Consider the following 22,792-nt stretch of genomic DNA (forward strand, 5'->3'; position numbering starts at 1 on the left):
CCGTGGCGCCGGGCGAACCCCGACGCCAGATAAGGAGAGCATCATGGGACACATGAACATCAGCCGGCGCAACTTCGCGGCGGGCCTCGCAGGCACGTTCGCGCTCGGCGCGCTCGGCATCGCCGGCTGCTCCGGTGAGGACAACGCTGACGCATCTGGCTCCGGAGCCGCCTCCGGCACGACGTACAAGATCGGCGTCCTGCAGCTCACGCAGCACGCGGCGCTCGACGCGGCCAACGAGGGCTTCATCGCGGCGCTCGACGATTCCGGCATCTCCTACGACGCCGACCAGCAGAACGCCTCGAACGACCAGAACGCCTGCCAGACCATCGCGCAGACGTTCGCGAACGACGGTTGCGACCTCATCCTCGCCATCGGCACCCCGGCCGCCCAGGCCGTGCTCGGCGCCACGACCGACATCCCCGTCATCGGCACCGCCATCACCGACTTCGCCGCGTCCGGTCTCGTCGACTCGAACGACGCGCCCGGCGGCAACCTCACCGGCACCTCCGATATGAACCCCGTGGCGGACCAGATGAAGCTCCTCGAGGAGCTCGTGCCCGACGCGAAGCACGTAGGCCTGCTCTTCTGCACGAGCGAGAGCAACTCCGAGATCCAGGTCTCCATGGCCGAGGAGGAGCTCGACGCGGCGGGCATCGGCCATGAGCGCTACACCGTCTCGAGCTCGAACGAGATCCAGTCCGTCGTGGAGGCGATGGTCGGCCAGGTGGACGCCATCTACGCCCCCACCGACAACACCATCTCCGCCGCCATGGCGCAGGTGGCGAGCATCGCGAACGCCGCCGGCGTGCCCACGATCTGCGGCGAGGTGGGCGAGGTCGAGGCAGGCGGCCTCGCGTCCGTGAGCATCAACTACTACGAGCTGGGCTACAGCGCGGGCGAGATGGCCGTCCAGATCCTCACCGAGGACGCGGACCCCGCCGAGATGCCCATCGTGACCATGAGCGCCGATGAGTGCGACCTCGTGTACAACCAGGAAACGGCCGACGAGCTCGGCATCGACGTCTCCGCGATCGTCGAGCAGGGCGCCGAGGACGTCTCCGCGTGATGTAAAAATACCCCAGCGACTTTTTTACATCCGCCGCGCACGCCCCATCACCCCAGCGACTGTTCACATCGACCGCGCCCGCGCGCAGATGTAAAAAAGTCGTTGGGGTTATTTTACATTGCATTGGCGGGATGTGCCCCTGAGCAGCCCTTGCGCGTTTCTGAACCATTACAGAAGGCGCCTCGGGTGGCATTTCATGCGCAACGTGATACACTTTCGGCATATTTTATGCAGGAAGTACTTGCATCGACCCCGGTGGGCGCGCCCATCGGGGTTCGTTTGGCAATAGAGGAGGGAGAAGCTCATGGGGCTCGCCATGCTTGGTGCCGTCTCGCAAGGCATTCTCTGGGGCGTCATGGTCCTTGGCGTCTATATCACCTATAAGCTGCTCGACATCGCGGACCTCACCGTGGACGGCAGCTTCGCGCTCGGCGGCGCCGTGTGCGCGGTGCTCGTCGTGGGCGGGGTCAACCCCGTCCTCGCCATCTTCGCCGCTATGCTCGCCGGCATGGTGGCGGGCGCCGTGACGGGTTTCCTCCACACGGTGTTCGAGATCCCCGCCATCCTCGCGGGCATCCTCACTCAGATCGCCCTGTGGTCGGTGAACCTGCGCATCATGGGCAAGTCGAACACGCCGCTTCTGCGCGTGGACACGCTCTTCTCCACCGTCACCGACGCCACCGGGCTGCCGCAGAACGTGGCCTCGATCCTCATCGGCCTCGTCTTCGCCGTCATCCTCATCGCCGGCCTCTACTGGTTCTTCGGCACCGAGATCGGCTCGGCGTGCCGCGCCACCGGCAACAACGAGGCCATGGTGCGCGCGCTCGGCGTGAACACCAAGGTCACGAAGATGATCGCCCTCACCCTCTCCAACGGCCTCGTGGGCCTCTCCGGCGGCCTCGTGTGCGAGAGCCAGAGCTACGCGGATATCGGCATGGGCACGGGCGCCATCGTGATCGGCCTCGCCGCCATCGTGATCGGCGAGGTGCTCGGCCGCCTCACCCCCGGCAAGCTCCGCTCCTTCGGCAGCCGCCTCACCGCCGCGGTGGTCGGCTCGATCGTGTACTTCCTTATCCGCGCCATCGTGCTCCAGATGGGCATGGACGCGAACGACATGAAGCTCATCTCGGCCGTCATCGTGGCGCTCGCCCTCTGCATCCCGGTGGTCTGGGAGCGCTACCAGCTCAGACGCTCATACGCGCGCGCCCTCAAGGCGTCGCCCGCGAGCGGCGCGGCCGATTCCTCGAACGGGGGGCGATAACCCATGCTGACCATGAACGGCGTGTCCAAGACGTTCAACGCGGGCACCGTCAACGAGAAGCGCGCGCTCATCGACTGCAACCTGCACCTCGCGGCCGGCGACTTCGTCACCGTCATCGGCGGCAACGGCGCGGGCAAGTCGACGCTCATGAACATGATCGCCGGCGTGTACCCCATCGACGCGGGCACCATCACCCTCGACGGCAAGAACATCTCCCGGCTCTCCGAGCCTGCGCGCGCCCGCTACCTGGGCCGCGTGTTCCAGGATCCCATGATGGGCACGGCCGCCGACATGCAGATCGTCGAGAACCTCGCCATGGCGCGCCGCCGCGGCAAGACCCGCACGCTCGCCTGGGGCGTGACGCGCGCCGAGAAGGAAGAATACGCCGACCGCCTGCGCGAGCTCGGGCTCGGGCTCGAGAAGCGCCTCACGAGCAAGGTCGGCCTACTCTCCGGCGGCCAGCGCCAGGCGCTCACCCTGCTCATGGCGACCCTTGTGGAGCCCAAGCTGCTGCTGCTCGACGAGCACACCGCGGCGCTCGACCCCAAGACCGCCGCGAAGGTGCTCGAGCTCACCGAGAAGATCGTGGCCGAGCACAACCTCACCACGCTCATGGTCACGCACAACATGAACGACGCCATCCGCCTGGGCAACCGCCTCATCATGATGCACGAGGGGCGCATCATCTACGATGTTCGGGGCGCGGAGAAGGCGGCGCTCACCGTGGGCGACCTGCTGCAGAAGTTCGAGGAGGTCTCGGGCGGCGAGCTCGCGAACGACCGCATGCTGCTCAATTAGACCGGATGTAAGGCGCGAGAATTTGGAGGCGCGGGAACGCAACGGGCTGCTGTGCCCCGCGTGCTCCCGCGCCTTTTCTTGTAGCCTCGTCCAGCAAGGAGACACTATGGACGCGCGTGCAGAGCTCGAAGCGATCGCAGACCCCGCATACCGGGATTTCCAGGCGAAGCTCGTGCCCACGGTCGCGCCCGACCGGATCCTCGGCGTGCGCATACCCGAGCTGCGGAAGTTCGCCCGTGCGCTCTGGCGCGAGCGGCGCGCCGAGGCGCTCGCCTTCCTGGACCAGCCGCTTCCCCACGGCACGTACGACGAGATGAACCTCCATGCCGAGCTCATCGGACACGCCGCGGGCACCGTGGAGGAGACGTTCTCGCTGCTCGAGGCGTTCCTGCCCGCCGTCGACAACTGGGCGACCTCAGACCTCATCCGCGTGCCCACGTTCAAGCGCGACCGTCCCCGCGTGCTCGAGCGGCTCCATGCGTGGATGCGCGCGACAGGCGCCGGCACGGAGTACCTCGTGCGCTTCGCCGTGACCCAGCTCATGGAGCTCTACCTCGGCGACGCTTTCGAACCCGAGCAGCTCCGGTGGGTCGCCGCCATCGCGCGGCCGGAATACTACGTCAACATGGCGCGGGCGTGGTACTTCTCCTATGCCCTCATCAAGCAGCCCGAAGCGACCCTGCCGCTCTTCGAGGAACGCCGGGCGGACGGGTCGACCATCATCGACGCATGGACGCACAACGCCTCGCTCCAGAAGGCGCGCGAATCCCGTCGGATCGATCCGGAGCTCAAGGCGCACCTGCAGGCGCTCAAGGTGCGGCGCTGAGTGGGCTCGCGCCCCGCTCCGTCGCCCGGCAGTCCGCCTATTCCCCGCCGAAGATCTCCATGATGTCCCCGAGCGCGGACATGGGGCTCTTCTTTTTCTTGTGCTCGCGATAGCGTTTCTCGTCGTAGCGGCGATCGTCGTAGCGCTCGTCCCGGTACTCGCGGCGATCGTCATCGCGGTAGTCGGCGCGCGCCTCGCGGGCACGGTCGACGATCTTATCGAGCTCGCCACGGTCGAGCCAGATGCCGCGGCACTCCGGGCAGTAGTCGATCTCGACGCCGTTCTTCTCGCTCATGAGCAGCGTGACGTCCTTGCATACAGGGCACTTCATGGGGACTCCCTCCCGGTAGATACCGCCAGGCGGCGGTGCAGCGAATTGGGGGAGTTATACCCTGGAACTGCCGGGGGCCATACAGTCCCGGCACATCGTTTTGTCCGTGTTTACCGACGGCGTTAGAACCACCAGTCGATGTCGTGCCGGAGGTGCACGGCCACCTTGCCGGGCTCGTCCAGATCGGTCACGAGCACGACCGTCCAATTGCCCGGATCGAACACCATTCCGCCGTCATCGGTCACGATCACGAGGTCGGCGAGATCGATGCCGCGCGCCTCGAGGATGCGCTGGGCGTTCGACCACTTCTCGTTCAGGATGTCCGAAAGATCCGCCGCGCGGAGCACGTCCTCACTTGAGCCATCGTCGTCCACAGCGTCATCGTCGTCCACGGCGTCTTCGTCATCCGTGCTCGGCGTGATGGCATCGATCGCATCGTCCTCGCTTGCCTGGCCGCCGGTCGCCTGCTGGCTCTGCTGCGCCGCACTCAGGGCTTCGGATACGAGCGAGCGCTGCGTCACGAGCTCGTTCGCAAACACGACGACGACCACGATGAGCACCACCGCGACGCCCGCGAGCACCGCCGTGGCGATCTTGCCGCGGCGCGCCGTGCGCTCGAGCCGCACGAGCCGCTCCTCGACCGACGAGGGGGCGTCCCCGTGCGCGGAAGGCTGCGGGGTGGGTATGTGCTTCGTCCAACCTACCTGCGTATCGCCCATCGGGCTCGCTCCTTTCCCGCCGCGCGAAGCGGTACCTTCGATCAGGCTGCACCGTGGCGGCACAGCAGGGATACCCCGCGCGCGCAGCCGTTAATCGCCCTCCACGCCGTGCACAGAAGCGGGAGCTTCTCCGCCAAGGCGCAGCTACAGCGCAGCCGCGTGCGCCCCGTCGATGCACAGGTCCGCCTCGAAGAACGCTTGCAGCGCGCGCTCGGCGAGCAGTACATCGCGCGCACCCGCCGTCTCGTAGGCGGAATGCATGGCGAGCTGCGCGCAGCCCACATCCACGCCGTGCATGCTCGCCTGGATGTTCGACAGGTTGCCCAGGGTCGAGCCGCCCGCCATGTCGCTGCGGTTCGCGTAGGCCTGCACGGAGACCCCCGCGCGCTCGCAGATGGCCGTGAACACCGCACGGCTGAACGCATCGGTGCAGTAATGCTGGTTCGCCGCCTCCTTGACGACGATGCCCCCGTTCATGCGGCAGCGGTTCGACGGGTCGCACGCGTCCGGCCGATTGGGATGCACCGCGTGCGCGTTGTCGCAGCTCACGAGCATGGACTTCGAGAGCGCGCGGCGGTACTCCTCGGGCGTGCGGCCGAGCGCCGCGGCGAGGCGCGCAAGCGTGTCCGGCAGGAAGGTCGACATCGCGCCCTGCTTGGTGTTCGACCCCACCTCCTCGTTATCAAAGCAGCACCAGACGCGCACCGCCGCGTCGTTGCGGGCGGCGAGGAAAGCGCGTAGGGAGGTGAAGGCGCACATGAGGTCGTCGATGCGCGGCGCGGAAACGAACTCGTCCGCCGCGCCCCACACGCGCCCGGGCACGCGGTTCACCAAGAAGAGGTCGAAGCCGAGCACATCGGTCGCAGCGACCCCCGCCTCATGAGCGATGAGCTCCACGAACGCGCCCTCGTCGAGCTCGCCCGCCGAGATGAGCGGGAAGAGGTCGCGGGCGCGGTTCGGCGAGAAGGCCTTGTTCTGGCTGTGGTCGAGATGGATGGCGAGGCTCGGGATGAGCGCGAGGTCGCGTTCGGGCGCGATGAGGCGGCTCTCCACGCCCGCGGGGGCGTCCGCGTCCTGGTCGGCGCCCGTGCGCACGAGCACGCGCCCGGCGATGGAGAGCGGCCGATCGAACCAGGTGTAGTCGAGCATGCCGCCGTACGCCTCGACCGAGAGGCGCCGGTAGCCCGCCTCGCCGCCGAGCTCGGGCGCGGCCTTCAGTTTGAACGTGGGCGAATCACCATGTGCGGCGGTGATCTGAAAGTGGAACCGGTCGGGCTCCGCGGCGCGCGCGCCCACCGCGAAGGCGATGACGCTCGAGCCGTTGCGCTCGACGAAGTAGCGGCCGCCGGGCGCGACCCCCCAGGCATCGCCCTCGCGCAGGCGCGTGAAGCCCGCCGCCTCCAGGCGCGCGCATGCCGTCGCCGCCGTGTGGAACGCGCTCGGGCAGGCCTCGATGAACTCGATGAGCTCCTGCGCGGCGCACAGCTCCGCCTCCGTCATCCCGTGCTCCCCTCCCCGCGGCCGTGCTAGACGAGCTTGCCGGCGCAGTGATCGATGCCGTGCTGCACGAGCTCGGCCGTCCAACCGGAGAGGCGCTTCGTGCGGCTCACGAGCTTGCCGTTCGAGATGACCTGGTAGCCCACGGAGATCATCTGGAAGCGCTTCACCTCGCTCACCTCTTCGAGCGAAAGACAGCTCTCCTGCACGCGGTAGGGCTGCGCGGCCATCTTGATCTTGGGGTTGAACATCACGGCGACGCGGCCGTTGTCCTCGTAGGCGATGACCGCCTTGCGCGAGCCGATCTGGTTCGCCGCGAGGCAGACGCAATCCTCGAGCGACTCGATGGTGTCGCGAAGATCCTGCGCGACCTCGGCGTCGTCGGCGGTCGCGGGCTCGGCCGGCTGGCTCAGGAAGTCCCTATCCTTCACGATGTCCTTGATCATGCTTTTCCTTCCTTGGATCTACCATGCATGCAACCTGAACATTGTACCTGTCGGGGGGGGGTTGGTTGGGGACGTGTTCCTTTCAACCCCTTTTTTCGCTGGCCTATGGATAAAGGGGTTGAAAGGAACACGTCCCCAACCAACCCCCCAACCAACCCATCAGCTAAGCTCCTCGGCGATGTAGCGGCCGGTGACGCTCTCCGCGCAGGCGGCGACCTCCTCGGGCGTGCCCGCCGCGACGATGCGCCCGCCCGCTTCCCCGCCGCCGGGGCCCAGGTCGATCACGTAATCCGCGTTGACGATCATGTCCAGGTCGTGCTCGATCACCACCACCGTGGCGCCGTTGTCGATGAGCCGCTGCAGCACCCCGAGCAGCACCTCCACGTCGAGCGGGTGCAGACCGATCGTGGGCTCGTCGAACACGAAGAGCGCGTTCTCCTGGTTGCGCGTGAGCTCGCTCGCGAGCTTGAGGCGTTGTGCCTCGCCGCCGGAGAGCACCGGCGTGGCCTCACCCAGGGTGAGGTAGCCCAGGCCGAGGTCGCGCAGGATGCCGAGCTTCGTCTTCGCGGATGCGAGCCGCGTCTCCCCGAGCGCCTCGAGTGCCTGGTCCACGGTGTAGCCCAGAAGCTCCGGCAGGCTGATGTCACCCGCGAGATGCACCGTGCGCGCTTCCGGGGCGTAGCGCGAACCCCCGCAATCCGGGCACGGGATGTCCACGTCGGGCAGGAACTGCACGTCGAGCGAGATCTGCCCCGTGCCGTCGCAGGTGGGACAACGCAGCGACCCGGTGTTGTAGGAGAACGCGCCCGCCTTGAGGCCGCGCTCTCGCGCGTCGGGGGTCTTCGCGAAGGCGCGGCGCAGGTCGTCCATGACGCCCGAGTACGTCGCCACCGTGGAGCGCACGTTCGCCCCGATGGGGGTCGCGTCGATGAGGTTCACACGCTCAATGCCGCCCGGGTCGCACGAACGCACGTGCGCGGGCATCGGCACCGCCGCGTCCGGGTTCTTCGCATGCTGGCTGGCGCGGAGCGCGGGGATGAGGCTCTCGAGCACGAGCGTGGTCTTGCCCGAGCCCGAGACGCCCGTCACCGCGACGAGCCGTCCGCGCGGGATCTCGACCTCAAGCGGCTTCACGGTGTGGATGGCATCGGTCGCGAGCCGCACCGCACCGCGCGCGAACACCTCGTCCGCCCGGGCGCGCTCGCGCGTGCGCACGCGCCGCGTCCCCGCCAGGAAGGGGCCGATGCGCGTCTCCAGGCTCGCCTCCACGTCCGCGACCGTGCCCTGCGCGATCACGCGGCCACCGTTCGCGCCCGACCCCGGGCCGATCTCGATGAGGTGGTCGGCGCGCCGCAGCACGCGCACGTCGTGGTCCACGAGCACCACCGAGTTGCCGTCGTCCAGAAGATCGTCCACCACACCCAGCAGCCCCTCGACATTCGAGGGATGCAGGCCGATCGACGGCTCGTCCAGCACGTAGAGCACCCCGCAGGTGCGGTTGCGCACCGCGCGCGCGAGCTGCACGCGCTGCCGCTCGCCCGTGGAGAGCGTCGAGCTCGCGCGGTCGAGCGAGAGGTAGCCGAGCCCCAGCTGCTGCAGGCGCTCTATGGGCTCGCGCATCTCCGCCACGATGGACTGCGCCATGGGCTGCATCTCCGCGGGCATGAGGCCGGGCGCGCGCGGCGCCCAGCGAGCAAGCTCATCGAGCGTCATCCGCGTGGCATCGCCCAAGTTCATGCCGTCGACCACCGGCCCGCGCGCCGCCTGCGAGAGCCGCGTGCCACCGCAATCCGGGCAGACGTCCTCGCGCAGGAAGCGGCTCACGCGCGCCAAGCCCTTCTCATCCTTCACCTTGGAAAGCGCGTTCTCCACGGTGTAGACGGCGTTGAAGTACGTGAAATCGAGCTCGGCGAAGTCGTCGCCCTTCTTGGACCGGTACAGGATGTGCTTCTTCACCGCGGGGCCATGGAACACGATGTCGCGCTCCTCGGGCGTGAGCTCGCAAAACGGCGCGTTCGTGCGCACGCCCATAGCGCCGCAGACCTGCTTCATAAGATCCCACATGAGCGAGCCCCACGGAAGCACGGCGCCGTCGTCGATGCTGATGGACTCGTCGGGCACGAGCGACGCCTCGTCCACCGTGCGCACGATGCCCGTGCCGCCGCAGGTGGGGCAGGCGCCCGCGCTGTTGAAGGCGAGGTCCTCCGCCCCCGGTCCCATGAACTCCACGCCGCACACCGGGCAGACGGTCGCCCGGCCGAGCGCCACGTCCATGCTGGGAGGGACGTGGTGGCCGTTGGGGCACACGTGGCTCCCCAGGCGCGAGAACAGAAGCCGCAGGTAGTTGAGGAGCTCCGTCGAGGTGCCGAACGTCGAGTGCACGCCGGGGATGCCCGGGCGCTGGCGCAGGGCGAGGGCGGCGGGCACGTGCAGCACCTCGTCCACCGTGGCGCGGCCGGTCTGCGCGATGCGCCGGCGCGTGTAGGTGGAGAGCGCGTCCAGGTAGCGGCGGGACCCCTCCGCATAGAGCGTGCCGAGCGCGAGCGAGCTCTTGCCAGAGCCGGAGACGCCCGCGATGCCCACGAGCTCGCCGAGCGGGATGTCCACGTCGATGTTCTTGAGGTTGTGCACGCGCGCCCCGCGCACCTCGATACGGTCGGGGCTCATGCGCCCGTGCCGCGCCGTCCCGTCATGAGAGCACATCGCTTCCTGCCGACGCTCACCCATCTTCGTTCCTTCCGTCTTCATCTGCTCGAGCCCAGTATATCCCGCCATGCGGACAAACGTGAGATGGGTAGAATGACCGTTACGGGTGACGAGGACACGCGGTGCGCGGGTGCCGAATGGGCTCATGCGCAGCCGAAGCGGCTGGCGGGAACGCCCCTCGTCGCTCGCGCACGCGAGAGGAGCAGCATGCAGGACATCATCACCGTGGTCAAGAACTTGCTCGAGAGCTCCCTGTTCAGAAGCGTCTTCTGGGCGTGCGTCATCTTCATCGCGACGCTCGTCGCCTCCCGGCTCGCCGTGCGGGCGCTTCGGCACGTCCTGCGCCGCGACGAGAGCCCGCTGCCCACCGTGAGCATCATCGCCAACATCGTGCGCGCGATCATCTGGATCATCGGCGTGAGCATCATCCTCGACTCGTGCTTCGGCATCAACACGAGCTCGGTCATCGCAGCCCTCGGCGTCGGCGGTATCGCCGTCTCCCTCGGCTTCCAGGACACCCTCGCCAACCTCATCGGCGGGCTGCAGGTCACGCTCATGGGCATCGTGAAGCCCGGCGACAACATCGAGGTGGGGAGCGAGAGCGGCGTGGTGCAGGACGTGACGTGGCGGCACACGACCATCCAGGACAGCATGGGGCAGACGGTGATCGTCCCCAACTCCATCATCTCCACGACGGCGCTCGTGCACCTGCTGCCGGCGAACCGCGTGACGGTGCCGTTCACCATCCCGCGCACAAGCACGGGGGACGATGCCGCGAAGCGCGATGCGCAGCTCACGGGCACCGACGCGCTCTCCCAGCGCATCATCGACTGCGCGCGCGAGGCGGCGTCCTCGGTGTCGCCCGTCGTCAGCGGCCCCACCGTCTACTTCGCCGAGATCGCCGAGCTGGGCATCCGCGGCAAGGTTATCCTGCAGGTCAAGGACGCCGCGCAGGTCTCCGCCGCCGCCGACGCCATCGTGCGCGCGCTCGCGACGATGCTGGGGTAGCGAGCGGCAGACAGACATATTATTCTCAGTGAATTTCATGCTATCATGAGCTCGAATCGCTGAACAAGCATATGAAGAGGGGATCGCATGCCAGCCATAGCATCGCTCACCGATTTCAATCGCAATCCGAATGCCATGCTCGAAGAGCTCAGACGCTCTCAGAATCCGATGTATCTCACCAAAAACGGCAAAGCATGCGCGGTGATCATGGACTCGGACGCCTTCGATCGCATGGTCGCAGAACGAGTGGCAACGCGTGAACGCGAGCAACGCGTATACGACGGCATCCTGCGCGGCATCGAGGATTTCCAGAACGGCGATACCACACCTGCAGCCGATGCCTTTGCCGCCGTGCGCGACCGCAAGGGCTGGCACGCATGACGTGCCGCGTAACGCTTGCAAATAGCGTCCTCGACTTTATCGAGGAGCACGTGTATTCCGAACGCGTGCTCAAGCGCATTGAGACATACGTCGAGCTTTTGGAGGATTACCCTTATCTGGGCGCGGTGTATGCCCCCGACTACTCCGCTGCGCGGCCGCCTGTCCCCTGTCGCCACATCGATATTCCCGACACGCCTTTCACGCTGTACTATGCCGTCGATGTAGAGCGGGAAGAGGTTGAGATCTTCTACATCGACTTCTCCGCAGCCGATCCGCGCGGGCGGTTTTAGGCGGAGGCGGACCCGCCCACGTTCGCCACCTTCGCAAACGCCGGGTTCAAGTCCATGTCCCCATCGGTGTCGTACTCGCCTTTCAGGTTCTTCTCGAACACATATGATACCCCTGGTGCCGAGGCCCGCCCTTCATGGAATGCCAGCCGCCGCGTTGCGGAGGTGGACGCATGGGGAAAGAGATTGTTGTTTTTCATCCTGAGCAATTCCTCGAGGGCTTTGCCCATAGGCGAGGCGAAGCAAGGCCCGCCTTGGTTCCTCGGAGGAATCGTCGTGTTCTTAGGCCTGAGCAGCGAGGTAGTAGGCGAGCGCGTCACGATAGACCTCGGAGGTCTTGACACCCCTGCTACGGGCTATCGCGGCAACGCGCTGCGTGTCACGGGCGTCATAGATGACCGTCACACGCCGCTTCCCCACCGCGTCGAGGTGAGAGCCGGTGAAGACTTCACCATCCCCGCTCTGGTAGTCGCCGCTTTCGTAGGGCGCGGCCATCGCATCGAGGTCGGCGTCGGTGAGGCCGTGCTTCTTCATATACTCGGAAACGTTCATGCTTCTCACCTCTCCAATCCTAGCTCGCGGAGCGTCTTGCCGCTCGGCGGGGTCATACCATGGAACACGAAGAAGAAATCGTCCTCTTCGTCGTACTGGTAGACCAGTTCCACAAGCCGCCCCTTGCCGTCGAGGCCGACCGCCAGCCACTCGCCGGTGGGTCGCTGGCGATAGCTGATCATCCCGCGCATCGCGGCGGCGACATCGTCCGGCGTAACCTCCGGATGCCGCTGCGCAATCCTTGGATGAACCCCGATCGTGCTCAAGACGGCCCCCTCTCATCTATATGATATGACATCATATCATACTTACCCATAGGTAGCGCAGATAGCCCATCGCCTCCGTGATGGGGTCATGAAACGGGGCTCCCGCCTGCGCGAGAGCCCCACGTAGAAGCACTATGAGCCGGTGCATGCGCCCTTAGATGCGCTCCACCACGGCATCGCCCATGGCAGCGGTGCCGAGCACGCACTCCATGGGCGTCGCCGCGTCCGCGATGTCCCGCGTGCGCAGCCCCGCATCGAGCACGGACGTCACCGCGGAGCGCACGGCATCGGCCGCGTCGCCCATGTCGAAGCTGTAGCGCAGCATCATCTCCACGGAGAGGATCTGCGCGAGCGGGTTGGCGATCCCCTGGCCGGCGATGTCCGGCGCGCTGCCGTGGCTCGGCTCGTACAGCGCCACGCCGTCGCCCAAGCTCGCGCTCGCAAGCATCCCGAGCGAGCCCGTGATCTGCGCGGCCTCGTCGGAGAGGATGTCGCCGAACATGTTCTCCGTCACCACGACGTCAAACGTGGCAGGACGGTGGATGAGCTGCATGGCGGCGTTGTCCACGAGCACGTCCTCGAGCTCCACGTCCGGGTAGTCCGCGTCGTGCACGCGGTGGACGATCTCGCGCCACATGCGGCTCGTCTCGAGCACGTTGGCCTTGTCCACGCTCGACACCTTGCCGCGGCGCTTGCGCGCAGCCTCGAACGCCTGCCGCGCGATGCGCTCCACCTCGTACTCGCGGTACTCGAGCGTATCGTAGGCGCGCTGGCCGGGCTTGCCGTCCGCGCCCGCCCCCGGCTCGTCATAGAAGCGCTCGCGCCGGCCGAAGTACAGGCCGCCCGTGAGCTCGCGCACGATCATCATGTCCACGCCGTCCACGACCTCCGGGCGCAGCGTCGACGCACCCGCGAGCGCGGAGAAGATCTGCACGGGGCGCAGGTTCGTGTAGAGCCCGAGCTCCTTGCGGATCTTGAGCAGTCCCTGCTCGGGACGGGGCGCCGCGGGGTCGGTCGTGTCCCACTTGGGACCGCCGACGCTCGCGAGCAGCACGGCGTCCGATGCGCGCGCCGCGTCGAGCGTCTCATCGGGCAGCGGGCCGCCCGTCGCGTCGATGGCCGCGCCGCCGATGAGCGCGTCCTCGCAGGCGAACTCCACGCCGAAGCGCTTGCCCACGGCGGCGAGCACCTTCTTGCCCTCTGCCATGATCTCCGGCCCGATGCCGTCTCCCGGCAGCGTGCAGATGCGATAGGTCTTCCTCACGTTACAACTCCAACTTCTCGAGCTTGCTCCAGATGCGAACGGGTTATCGAGCGGCATACGCCCCCTCCATGTAAAAATACCCCTGGGGTTATTCTGCATCGGTGGTCTGCGCGAAGCGCTGCTTCGTGCGCTCCACCAGGCCGCCCGCCTCGATGATCTCGGCGATGAACGGCGGGAAGGGCTCGGCGGTGAAGGTCGCGCCCGTGTCGAGATTCGTGATGGTGCCCGTCTCGGTGTCCACCGCCACGCGCGCGCCGTCCGCGATGGCGTCGACGGCCTCGGGGCACTCCATGATGGCGAGCCCCACGTTGATGGCGTTGCGATAGAAGATGCGCGCGAAGCTCTTGGCGATGACGCAGCTCACGCCCGCCGCCTTGAGCGCCACGGGCGCATGCTCGCGGCTCGACCCGCAGCCGAAGTTCTCCTCGGCCACCACGATGTCGCCCGGCTGGACGCGCTCATGGAACGTGGGGTCGAGGTCCTCCATGGCGTGCGCCGCCAGGTGCGCGTGGTCCGAGCTGTTGAGGTAGCGCGCGGGGATGATGACGTCCGTGTCCACGTCGCGACCGTATTTGAAAACCGTGCCTTCGAAATGCATGGCGAACTCCTTACTTCCTGCTATGAACAAGGGCGAATGGGCGAACATGAGTCAATTGAACCCGTCCCCATTGACTCGGTGAGTCAATTGAACCCGTCCCCAATGACTCAGAGGTCGGAGGGGGCGGCGATGTGGCCGACGACAGCGCTCGCGGCGGCCACGGCCGGGCTCGCGAGGTACACCTCGGAGGTCGGGTCGCCCATGCGCCCCACGAAGTTGCGGTTCGTCGTGGAGATGCAGCGCTCGCCCGCCGCGAGGATGCCCATGTACCCGCCCAGGCACGGCCCGCACGTGGGGGTCGAGAAGACGCAGCCCGCGTCGATGAACACGTCGGCGAGGCCCTCGGCCATGCACTGCTTGAACACCGCCTGCGTCGCCGGGATCACGATGCAGCGCACGCCCTCGGCAACGCGGCGGCCGCGCAGCACCTCGGCGGCGGCGCGCATGTCCTCGATGCGGCCGTTCGTGCAGCTGCCGATGACCGCCTGGTCGATGGTGATGTGCGTGCTCTCGCTCACGGGATGCGTGTTGCTCGGCAGGTGCGGCCAGCTCACGCACGGCTTGATGTCCGCCGCGTCGATGCGCACCACGCGCGCGTACTCGGCATCCGGGTCGGCGTGGTATTCGACCGCCGGGCGCTGGCAGCGGCCCTCGAGCCAGGCGCGCGCCACGTCGTCGACCTCCATGATGCCCGCCTTGCCGCCGGCCTCGATGGCCATGTTCGAGATGGTCATGCGGCCTTCCATGGACATGTTCCGGATGGTGGAGCCGCAGAACTCCATGGCCTGGTAGAGCGCGCCGTCGACGCCGATGAGGCCGATGATGTGGAGGATGACGTCCTTCGCCGTGGCGCCGTCGGTGAGCTCGCCCTCGATTTCGAACTTGATGGTGGGCGGAACCTTGAACCATGCGCGGCCGGTCGCGAGGCCCACGCCGGCATCCGTCGAGCCCACGCCCGTCGAGAACGCGCCGAGCGCGCCGTACGTGCAGGTATGCGAGTCGGCGCCGATCACGAGGTCGCCGGGCACCACGGTGCCGGTCTCGGGCAGCAGCGCGTGCTCAATGCCCGCGCAGCCCTGCTCCCAGTAGTGCGTGATCTTCTGCTCATGGGCGAAGTCGCGCATCTTCTTGGTCTGCTCGGCGCTCTTGATGTCCTTGTTCGGCGCGTAGTGATCCGGCACGAGGCACACGCGGTCGCGGTCGAACACCTCGGTCGCGCCGAGCTCGCGGAACACGTCGATGGCGATGGGCGCCGTGATGTCGTTCGCGAGCACGAGGTCGAGGTCGCACTCGACGAGCTGCCCGGGGCGCACCTCCTCGAGACCCGCGTGAGCGGCCAAGATCTTCTCGGCAACGGTCATCGGTCGTGGCATGGTCAATTCCTCCTGATACTCTCTGCAGAGGGTTTGGGTCGTTCCTGCTTCGCTTGTCCTCGCTCGCTGCGCTCGCTGCGGAATCGCTCAGCAGCAACGACCCAAACCCTCTGACATCGCTTCCAATCCCAATACCCTCGAAGCTCCAGTACAACAAATTATAAATTGGCGTCCACGCGGCCTCTGAACCCGAATTCGGATCAGGCGTCGCGGGTTACGGCCGGCCGGTGCCCGCCATGCGGCGGCGCGGCCTCGCATATCGTCCCGCGTGCAGTTCACGCAGCGCTGTCTGAGCACGGGATGATATGCGGGGCTGCGCCGCCGCCCCGCCGGGCACCGGCCAAAGGAAGGTTACCTCGCCTGATCCGAGATGAGTCGGTTCAGCGCGTTCAGGTAGGCCTTCGTCGACGACACGATGATGTCGCCGTCGGAGCCGCGGCCGATGTACACCTCGCCGTTCTCGGCCGTCACGCGCACCGTCACCTCGCCGAGCGCGTCGATGCCGCGCGTCACGGCCTTCACCGAGAACTCGGCCAGGTCGTTCGCCACGGCGACGATCTGATCGACCGCCTTGTACGCCGCGTCGATGGGGCCGGTGCCGTACGCGCACGCGGTGAACGTCTCGCCGCCCATGTTCGTGAGCGTGATGGTGGCCGTCGGCGTGAGCGGGAAGCCGCAGGAGACCTGCACGGCGTCGAGGTTCCACACGGCGGTGCTCACGCGCTCGCGCTCGTGGACGATCGACTCCAGATCCTCGTCGTACACTTCCTTCTTCTTGTCCGCGACCTCCAGGAACGCCTGGTAGATGTCCTCGAACTCCTCGTCGGTGAAGGTGAAGCCCAGCTCGCCCATGCGATGGCGCAGCGCGGCGTGGCCGGAGCGCGCCGTGAGGATGATCTGCGAGCCGCCGGCGCCCACGTCCGCCGGATCGATGATCTCGTAGGTGTCGCGCGCCTTGAGCACGCCGTCCTGATGGATGCCGGAGGAGTGGGCGAAGGCGTTCGCGCCAACGATGGCCTTGTTCGCCTGCACCGTCATGCCCGTGATGGAGCTCACGAGCTTCGAGGCACGGGTGAGCTCCTGCGTCACGATGTCGGTGTGCGCGTCGAGCTCCTCACCGTGCATGCGGATGGCCATGACCACTTCCTCGAGCGCCGTGTTGCCCGCGCGCTCGCCCAGGCCGTTGATGGTGCACTCAACCTGCGTGGCGCCGTTGCGCACCGCCTCGATGGCGAGCGCCGTGGCCATGCCCAGGTCGTTGTGGGTATGCACGGAGATGGTCACGTCCTCGATGCCGTCCACGCGCTCGCGCAGGTCGGCGATGCGCGCGCCGAAGGCCCACGGCAGGTTGTAGCCCGTGGTGTCCGGGATGTTCACCACCGTGGCGCCCGCCTTCACGGCCGCCTCGACGATCCGCACGAGGAAGTCCTGGTCGGCGCGGCCGGCGTCCTCGGCATAGAACTCGACGTCGTCCACGAAGTTGCGCGCGAGCTTCACTGCGCGGACGGCGCGCTCGATGGCCTCGTCCTCCGTGAGGTGCAACTTGTCGCGCAGGTGGCTCGGGCTCACGCCCAGGCCGGTGTGGATGCGCGGGCGCTTGGCGGTACGCAGCGCCTCGGCCGCGACTTCGATGTCCTTGTCCACCGCGCGCGTGAGGCCGCAGACGGTGCACGCGTCGCCGGCGATGCGGCCGATCTCCTCGACGCTCTTGAAGTCGCCCGGGCTCGAGATGGGGAAGCCCGCCTCGATGACATCCACGTTCATGCGGATGAGCTGCCGCGCGATGATGAGCTTCTCCTCGGTGTTCATGCTCGCGCCGGGCGACTGCTCGCCGTCTCGGAGCGTGGTGTCGAAGATGTTGATCTTGCGGGTCATGGTTCCTCCTGTGGTCGTTGCCGGGCAGATGGCGTGGCAGGAGGCGTATCGCATATGTTCGCTGGATAAGGAGAAGCACCCCGTCGCGATGCGCCCTGCACGTCGGGCTTGATACGCGATGGGGTGCTTCCGATACCGAAAGTGAGAGCGGGACGAAGTACCCTAGCGCGTATCGGCGCCTAGTAGTAGCTCGTCTAGGGTTAGAAGCTGCGCGGCACGGAGCGCCGCCGGGGCGGTGGCGAATCCGATGTAGGCCGAACGCTTCATGTTCCCATCCTCTCTGTGCAGCCGCCGGTTCGCCCGGCCATCACTGCATTAGGATAAAGTGTACCAGAACGCGCGCCGCACGCCACAGGTAAAATTACCCCAGGGGTTATTTTACATGCGCGGCTAGCCGATCTCGGCGATGTCGGCCTGGTGCTCGCAGAACTCGTGGCGGTCGATCTGCTGGCGCACCACGTCCCAGTTCGCCTCAGATTCGAAGAGCGAGCTGTTGAACTGGACGATGGCGTCGCCGCTCACGTTGGCGAACGCGCTCTCGAGGTGGCCGCGCGTGAAGGAGTACGAATCCGCGTCGTAGGGCGCGTCGTACTGCTCCTGCACCGTGATGTTCAGCGTTTCCAGGTTGGGATAGACGCTGAACGCCGCGGCCGCATTGTACACGAGCGCGCGGTCGATCGCGTCGCCGTCGATGTCCTCCGGGACGTTCGCGTAGTACACGGTGAAGCTCGTCGCGTTGATGCTCGCCGTGTCATCCGCCGCCACATAGGTTCCGAGGGGCAGGCTCTCGAAGAACGATGCCGAGGGCTGGCTCTCGCCGCTGTATACCTGGAGCGCCGTGCAGTCGTGCGCGTCGATGGCATCCAGGAGCGCCATCGTCGCCTCGTACTCGCGCTGATCCTCGGGGTCGCCGTACGAGGGCTGGTTGCCCGTCGCGTCGGTCGAGGCGTTGTTGCCGCCCGTCGTCGCGTCCTGTCCGTTGCCCGCGCCGTTACCGTTCTGGCCCGCTCCCGGCGTGCTCACATCCACGATGTCCTCGACCGTGTCCTCGATGTGGTCGCCGCTCGGCTCGATCACGACGTTCCAGAGCACCATCGCGACGAGGATCACGGCGATGACCGCCACCGCGATCGCGAGCACCTTCATCCACGGCGTCTTCTTCTCCGCAGGAGCCTCTGCGGGCTGCGTGGGAGGCACGGCGCCCGCTGCCGTGGCACCCGTCTGCTCGGTCGCGGCGGCCGCATCGTCCGTCGCCGGCATGACGACGGTCGCCGGAGCAGGCTGCTCGGCCGTCGCGTCCGGAGCCGCGACGCTACCCGGCGCGGCCGCAGCTGTCGGCGCCTCCTTCGCAGCGCCCGACGGCTCGCCCGAGGCATCGTCATCCCCCGCGAGCACGTCATCGATGCTCGTGATGCTCGCCTTCGCGCGTTCGAGCGCCTCCGCCTCGCTCATGCCGCTCGCCACGTAATCCTCGTAGCGCGCGACCAGGTTGCCGTAGATCTCTTCCTTCAGCTCGATCATCTCGGCCGTAAGCACCCGGCCCTCGAAGAGATGCTCGACGTACATACGCAATTCGCTCATCGGTCTCCTCCGTCCTGCTTGAGCAGCCTATCGATGATCCGGCGCACGCGCACCCAGCGCTCGGTTGCCTCCTCGAGCTCGACCGCGCCCGCGGGCGTCACGCGGTAGTACTTGCGCCGCGCGCCCTGGCTCTCATCGCCCCAGTAGCTCTCGACGAACCCCTGCCCTTCCAGGCGCTTGAGGCTCGTGTAGAGCGACGGCTCCTTCATCTCGTACTCGCCGTGGCTCGCCGTTGCGATATCCTTCAGGATCTCGTACCCGTAGCTGTCGCCCTCTTTGAGCGTGCACAGGATGATCGCGTCGATGTTTCCCCGGATCAGGTCGCTTACCGCATCTCGTGTGGACATACCGTCACCTCCCTGGTGCCAGCTCTGCGGACGTCATGCCGCCCGTCGTTAGCGCCACTGTAACACATACTACTATGTGTGTCGATATACTTTTTGAGAAATGTATCTTGCGCGCTGCCCCGCCATGTCACGCGGCGCCCCGCCCCCCCCCGCGCTTCGCACACAAACTTGTCAACTTTGTTTACGAAGCCGCCTTCGCATCGCCCTTCGCGCATAAACTTGTCAACTTTACACGCGAACGAATCGTGGCCGGCGCGTCACGGTTTCACAAGCGTCGCGCGCGTGACGCCTGCCGCGCCGAGCATCTGCTCCAAGCGGCCTGGAGTGCGCACGTCGTTCCAGTTGAAGCGCACGATGCGTACATCCATGAGTGTCAAGCGAGATTCCCGCTGCCGCTCCTTCAGCAGCACGTCGATCGTCGACGAGCCCGCTCGCAGCTGCTCATCCTCATATTTCGCCCGGCCATCGAATTCGCCGAGCACCGTCTTGCCGTCAGTGAGTTCGAATACGAAATCGGCGCGATACGACTTCCTGGGTTCGAGCGGGTCGTCAAACGCACGCTGAATATCAGTCGGTGGAAGCCCCGCACGTATCATGACAGCGCGCGCTATGGACTCCCCGCCGCTCTCTGCGCGCCCATCCGCCCATCGTGCAACATCGCGCGCCTTCTCGACTCCCTTGCATCCGTGCGCGAGGCGCTCTACCTCCCGCCGCAAGTAGCTTGCATCCGCGCGCGCGATCCGAAGACAGCCATCCGCAAGAGCTAGCGCATCCTCGAAATCGCAGGCGCAGAGGCAATCAACGGTTGCCTCTACGAGCGATGCGACGGGGACGCCGTCGATTTTCACACATGAAGGATGCTGTCGATACCGCATTTCGACACGCTTCCCTCCGCGCTGGCTCGGCGAAGAGGCATACAGATGCAACGTCCCCAAGAGCGAATAGGTCACTGGAAGGCCGTGCATCACCGCCGCACTCAGCGAGCAGAACATTGCGTTCGGATGCGCCCACGCGTAGCCGCGAATCACATATCGCTCTTGATCGAGACGAGCGAGCTGCTCCCATGCATCACCGGGAGCGAACAACCGAGGAAACGGTTCAACGATGCTCTTATCGCGAATATGCCGACGCAGCATCTGCGCCTCCCCATACGACGCCGGGCTATAGCAGCGCCTCGCACTGAGCGCGTCGGTGACACACGCCAAGAGCTCTCCCCATGCCTTCGTACGCCGTAACGCCATCCCACACCTCCGCCCGCCGGTTGTGGCGCTAGCGTAGCGCGAAAACGTTTTCCCAGCTAGATGGATGATTCTTACACGTTTCTGGCACAAATCTGACCGGGCAGCTCAGGTGGGTTGCGCCTCGTGGAAAACTCGCTGCGGCAAGGCCTCTCAATCGGCAAACGGCCTCAGCGCCGCCGCAAACGGCGAGTGCAACTGACAAACGATCGCATGCAGCAATCTTCCTCGCATCCCGTCGAACCCTTCACGCACAAACTTGACAACTTTGCACACGAAACGTCCTTGTAAGCGCCCTTCATGTGGAAAACCGTCAAGTTTGTCGATGAAGCCGGCGGCTCGAGGGGGACGGTCGCGCGCTGTCACGCGGACGTTGCCCCTGCGCCAAACAAAAAAGCCGGCTCCCGAAGGAACCGGCTTCGCACAACTGAAATGAGCTGCAGAGCAACCTGCAGGCGCTGCGTGCCTACTCGGCCATGAAGTCGCGCGTCACGGACGAATCGACCTTGACGCCGGGGCCCATGGTGGAGGAGAGCGCGATGCTCTTCACGTAACGGCCCTTGGCGGAGGACGGCTTCACGCGCAGGATCTCGGTGTAGAGCGCGGCGTAGTTCTCCACGAGCTTCTGGTCGTCGAAGGAGACCTTGCCCAGCGGCACGTGGCAGATGCCGTAACGGTCGGCGCGGTACTCGACGCGGCCGGCCTTGAGCTCGCCCACCATCTTGGCGACGTCCATGGTCACGGTGCCGAGCTTGGGGTTCGGCATGAGGCCGCGGGGGCCGAGGATCTTACCGATGCGGCCGACCTTGGCCATCATGTTCGGCGTGGCGATCGCGGCGTCGAAGTTGATCTCGCCGCCCTGGATGGCCGCGACGAGCTCGTCGGAGCCGATGATGTCGGCGCCGGCCTCTTCGGCCTCGCGAGCCTTCTCGCCCTCGGCGAACACGGCGACGCGGACGGTCTTACCGGTGCCGTGGGGCAGGGAGATGGAGCCGCGGATGTTCTGATCCGCCTTACGGGTGTCGATGCCCAGACGGAAGTGCGCCTCGACGGTCTCGTCGAACTTGGCGGGCGCGATCTCCTTCACGAGGCGGACGGCCTCGAGCGGGGTGTAAAGCTTGAACTTCTCGACCTTTTCCGCGGCGGCGCGGAAATTCTTTCCATGCTTCGGCATGTGCTACCTCCTGTGGTCACAGGGCGCGTGCCCTCCCACATCGTTGCGCGCCCCATTGCGCGCGAACGGGCGCACCACCTCGGCGCGCCCGCGAAACAACACGTTACTCGGCGATGGTCACGCCCATGGAGCGGGCGGTACCGGCGACGATCTTCTTGGCGGCCTCGATGTCGTTGGCATTGAGGTCGGGCATCTTGATCTCGGCGATCTTCGTGAGCTGCTCCTGGGTGAGCTGGCCCACCTTGTCGCGCTGCGGAACGGCGGAGCCGCTCTTGAGCTTGAGCTCCTTCTTGATGAGGTGCGCCGCAGGCGGGGTGTGGCACTCGAACGCGAAGGTGCGATCCTCGAAGACGGTGATGACGACGGGGATCACGTCGCCCATCTTGTCCTGCGTGGCGGCGTTGAACGCCTGGCAGAACTGCATGATGTTGACCTGGGCAGCACCAAGGGCGGGGCCCACGGGGGGCGCCGGGTTGGCCTGGCCGGCAGGAATCTGGAGCTTGATGACGGTGGCAACCTTCTTCTCAGCCATGTCAAAACCTTCCTGAACCGAAAGCGGGGTGAATCAAACGAATATCGTCAGCGCGCTTGCGTTAGAAGCACCCGACCAGATGAGCGGTCCGGTCGAGAAGCGCCCGCGCGCGAACAACCAGCCTTACAGGGCGACGGTGATCTGGTCGAAGCCGAGCTCGACGGGCGTGTCGCGGCCGAAGATCTGCAGGACGACCTTGACCTTGCCGGACTCGGGGTTGACCTCGGACACCATGCCGTTGAAGTCCGCGAGGGGGCCGGAGGTCACGCGCACCGGCGTGCCGACCTCGAGGTCGACCGTCATGCGCTTGGGCGCCTCGCCCTTCTTGGACTTGCGCATCATCTTGTTGTACTCGTCGCGCGAGAGCGGCGCGGGCTTGCCGTTGCCACCGAGGAAGCCGGTGACGCCCGGCGTGTTGCGCACGCAAGTCCACGCGTCGTCGTCCATCTCCATGCGCACGAGCACGTAGCCCGGGAAGATCTTGACGTCCTTGGTCTCGCGCTTCCCGCCCTCTTTGATCTCGGTCACGCTCTCCATGGGAATCTCGATATCGAAGATGCGATCCTGCATCCCCATGGTCTCGATGCGGTGCTCGAGGTCGCTCTTGACGCTCTTCTCGTAGCCGGAATAGGTGTGGACGACATACCAACGCTTCGACATGGT

24 protein-coding genes are annotated in these 22,792 nt (G+C 66.4%); 7 read left to right on the forward strand and 17 right to left on the reverse strand.

Annotation, left to right across the window (positions count from 1 at the left end):
* Positions 1–43 precede the first annotated feature (43 nt).
* The 4 genes from B5G02_RS01565 to B5G02_RS01580 all read left to right on the forward strand — a co-directional run bounded on the left by B5G02_RS01565 (position 44) and on the right by B5G02_RS01580 (position 3,954).
* Complete coding sequence (locus B5G02_RS01565; protein ID WP_094334916.1) at positions 44–1,069, forward strand: ABC transporter substrate-binding protein; 1,026 nt, start codon at positions 44–46, stop codon at positions 1,067–1,069.
* A 304-nt stretch (positions 1,070–1,373) separates the two neighbouring features.
* Positions 1,374–2,330: an ABC transporter permease gene (locus tag B5G02_RS01570; protein WP_019239692.1), complete on the forward strand. Its 957-nt coding sequence runs from the start codon at positions 1,374–1,376 to the stop codon at positions 2,328–2,330.
* Between the two features lie 3 nt (positions 2,331–2,333).
* Positions 2,334–3,128, forward strand: a complete 795-nt coding sequence (locus B5G02_RS01575) for an ABC transporter ATP-binding protein (RefSeq protein WP_094334917.1) — start codon at positions 2,334–2,336, stop codon at positions 3,126–3,128.
* A 106-nt stretch (positions 3,129–3,234) separates the two neighbouring features.
* Positions 3,235–3,954, forward strand: coding sequence for a DNA alkylation repair protein (locus tag B5G02_RS01580; protein WP_094334918.1), 720 nt, complete (start codon positions 3,235–3,237; stop codon positions 3,952–3,954).
* 37 nt (positions 3,955–3,991) lie between these two features.
* Here B5G02_RS01580 and B5G02_RS01585 read toward each other — a convergent pair whose 3' ends face one another.
* The 5 genes from B5G02_RS01585 to B5G02_RS01605 all read right to left on the reverse strand — a co-directional run bounded on the left by B5G02_RS01585 (position 3,992) and on the right by B5G02_RS01605 (position 9,674).
* The gene (locus B5G02_RS01585; protein WP_094334919.1) at positions 3,992–4,285 is read right to left on the reverse strand and encodes a zf-TFIIB domain-containing protein; all 294 of its coding nucleotides are present in this window, start codon (positions 4,283–4,285) and stop codon (positions 3,992–3,994) included.
* A gap of 122 nt (positions 4,286–4,407) precedes the next feature.
* Complete coding sequence (locus B5G02_RS01590) at positions 4,408–5,004, reverse strand: hypothetical protein (RefSeq protein ID WP_094334920.1); 597 nt, start codon at positions 5,002–5,004, stop codon at positions 4,408–4,410.
* 144 nt (positions 5,005–5,148) lie between these two features.
* Complete coding sequence (locus B5G02_RS01595) at positions 5,149–6,504, reverse strand: M18 family aminopeptidase (RefSeq protein ID WP_094334921.1); 1,356 nt, start codon at positions 6,502–6,504, stop codon at positions 5,149–5,151.
* Positions 6,505–6,530: 26 nt separating this feature from the next.
* Entirely contained in the window at positions 6,531–6,947 is a 417-nt protein-coding gene (locus B5G02_RS01600; protein WP_094334922.1) for a peptide deformylase, read from the reverse strand.
* Between the two features lie 159 nt (positions 6,948–7,106).
* Entirely contained in the window at positions 7,107–9,674 is a 2,568-nt protein-coding gene (locus tag B5G02_RS01605; RefSeq protein ID WP_094334923.1) for an excinuclease ABC subunit A, read from the reverse strand.
* Between the two features lie 186 nt (positions 9,675–9,860).
* Between B5G02_RS01605 and B5G02_RS01610 the strand changes: the two genes are divergently transcribed.
* The 3 genes from B5G02_RS01610 to B5G02_RS01620 all read left to right on the forward strand — a co-directional run bounded on the left by B5G02_RS01610 (position 9,861) and on the right by B5G02_RS01620 (position 11,332).
* Entirely contained in the window at positions 9,861–10,661 is an 801-nt protein-coding gene (locus B5G02_RS01610) for a mechanosensitive ion channel family protein (RefSeq protein WP_094334924.1), read from the forward strand.
* Positions 10,662–10,748: 87 nt separating this feature from the next.
* A complete protein-coding gene (locus tag B5G02_RS01615) occupies positions 10,749–11,042 on the forward strand; it encodes a type II toxin-antitoxin system Phd/YefM family antitoxin (protein WP_094334925.1) in 294 nt (97 codons plus the stop codon).
* On the forward strand, positions 11,039–11,332 hold the full coding sequence (locus B5G02_RS01620; RefSeq protein WP_094334926.1) for a hypothetical protein: 294 nt from the start codon (positions 11,039–11,041) through the stop codon (positions 11,330–11,332). The genes B5G02_RS01615 and B5G02_RS01620 overlap by 4 nt, the downstream gene beginning before the upstream one ends.
* 279 nt (positions 11,333–11,611) lie before the next feature.
* Here B5G02_RS01620 and B5G02_RS01630 read toward each other — a convergent pair whose 3' ends face one another.
* The 12 genes from B5G02_RS01630 to nusG all read right to left on the reverse strand — a co-directional run bounded on the left by B5G02_RS01630 (position 11,612) and on the right by nusG (position 22,789).
* Positions 11,612–11,881, reverse strand: coding sequence for an NADP oxidoreductase (locus tag B5G02_RS01630; protein ID WP_094334928.1), 270 nt, complete (start codon positions 11,879–11,881; stop codon positions 11,612–11,614).
* Positions 11,882–11,886: 5 nt separating this feature from the next.
* A complete protein-coding gene (locus B5G02_RS01635; RefSeq protein ID WP_094334929.1) occupies positions 11,887–12,147 on the reverse strand; it encodes a hypothetical protein in 261 nt (86 codons plus the stop codon).
* 154 nt (positions 12,148–12,301) lie between these two features.
* Positions 12,302–13,411: a 3-isopropylmalate dehydrogenase gene (gene leuB, locus B5G02_RS01640; RefSeq protein ID WP_094334930.1), complete on the reverse strand. Its 1,110-nt coding sequence runs from the start codon at positions 13,409–13,411 to the stop codon at positions 12,302–12,304.
* A gap of 88 nt (positions 13,412–13,499) precedes the next feature.
* Positions 13,500–14,009 carry a 3-isopropylmalate dehydratase small subunit gene (locus B5G02_RS01645; RefSeq protein ID WP_094334931.1) on the reverse strand — a complete coding sequence of 170 codons (510 nt, stop codon included), beginning with the start codon at positions 14,007–14,009 and terminating at the stop codon, positions 13,500–13,502.
* A 107-nt stretch (positions 14,010–14,116) separates the two neighbouring features.
* Complete coding sequence (leuC, locus tag B5G02_RS01650) at positions 14,117–15,382, reverse strand: 3-isopropylmalate dehydratase large subunit (protein WP_164476330.1); 1,266 nt, start codon at positions 15,380–15,382, stop codon at positions 14,117–14,119.
* 351 nt (positions 15,383–15,733) lie between these two features.
* A complete protein-coding gene (locus B5G02_RS01655; protein ID WP_019239709.1) occupies positions 15,734–17,257 on the reverse strand; it encodes a 2-isopropylmalate synthase in 1,524 nt (507 codons plus the stop codon).
* Positions 17,258–17,647: 390 nt separating this feature from the next.
* Positions 17,648–18,838 (reverse strand): permease prefix domain 1-containing protein, encoded by a 1,191-nt coding sequence (locus B5G02_RS01660; protein WP_143758268.1) that lies wholly within the window; start codon positions 18,836–18,838, stop codon positions 17,648–17,650.
* The gene (locus B5G02_RS01665; protein ID WP_094334934.1) at positions 18,835–19,185 is read right to left on the reverse strand and encodes a PadR family transcriptional regulator; all 351 of its coding nucleotides are present in this window, start codon (positions 19,183–19,185) and stop codon (positions 18,835–18,837) included. The genes B5G02_RS01660 and B5G02_RS01665 overlap by 4 nt, the downstream gene beginning before the upstream one ends.
* A gap of 257 nt (positions 19,186–19,442) precedes the next feature.
* Positions 19,443–20,321 (reverse strand): hypothetical protein, encoded by an 879-nt coding sequence (locus tag B5G02_RS01670; RefSeq protein WP_241146124.1) that lies wholly within the window; start codon positions 20,319–20,321, stop codon positions 19,443–19,445.
* Positions 20,322–20,889: 568 nt separating this feature from the next.
* Positions 20,890–21,597: a 50S ribosomal protein L1 gene (gene rplA / locus B5G02_RS01675; protein WP_094334936.1), complete on the reverse strand. Its 708-nt coding sequence runs from the start codon at positions 21,595–21,597 to the stop codon at positions 20,890–20,892.
* 103 nt (positions 21,598–21,700) lie between these two features.
* Positions 21,701–22,129, reverse strand: coding sequence for a 50S ribosomal protein L11 (gene rplK / locus B5G02_RS01680; RefSeq protein WP_019239713.1), 429 nt, complete (start codon positions 22,127–22,129; stop codon positions 21,701–21,703).
* A gap of 123 nt (positions 22,130–22,252) precedes the next feature.
* Positions 22,253–22,789, reverse strand: coding sequence for a transcription termination/antitermination protein NusG (nusG, locus tag B5G02_RS01685; RefSeq protein WP_094334937.1), 537 nt, complete (start codon positions 22,787–22,789; stop codon positions 22,253–22,255).
* Positions 22,790–22,792 lie beyond the last annotated feature (3 nt).

It is taken from the genome of [Collinsella] massiliensis (assembly GCF_002161605.1).
In the GTDB taxonomy this organism is placed as follows: Bacteria; Actinomycetota; Coriobacteriia; order Coriobacteriales; family Coriobacteriaceae; genus Enorma.